This is a genomic window from Olavius algarvensis spirochete endosymbiont, assembly GCA_900608495.1.
Taxonomy (GTDB): domain Bacteria; phylum Spirochaetota; class Spirochaetia; order DSM-2461; family DSM-2461; genus UBA2779.
This window is the reverse complement of sequence record UWYT01000052.1, coordinates 1-319: the sequence shown is the minus strand read 5'-3', so window position 1 is coordinate 319 and position 319 is coordinate 1. Positions and strand designations below refer to the sequence as shown.

Here is a 319-nt window from a genome sequence, read left to right as displayed (position 1 = left end):
GCCGCTGACTAGGGCACCTTGTACTCTATCTTCCGGATTCGGTTGTTGTCAGTATCTGCCACATAGACATTGCCGGATGAGTCTACGGCCACGCCGCGGGGTTGGTTAAACTCTTCCGTGCTGCCAGTGCCGGCTATGGTGCTTACCATTCTATCTTCTATTCTATCTGCCGGAGTGATTTTCCGGATGCGGTTGTTGCCATAATCTGCCACATAGATATTGCCGGATGAGTCCACAGCCACGCCGGCGGGATTATTAAACTGCGCCGTGTTGCCAGTGCCATCCGCATGACTCGCTGAGCCAGTGCCGGCAAAGGTGC

General features: G+C 54.9%; 1 pseudogene. It reads right to left on the bottom strand.

Annotated elements, in window-relative coordinates:
* Positions 1-8: 8 nt before the first annotated feature.
* Positions 9-319, bottom strand: a pseudogene (locus S1OALGB6SA_RS01065) (hypothetical protein); the annotation flags it as partial.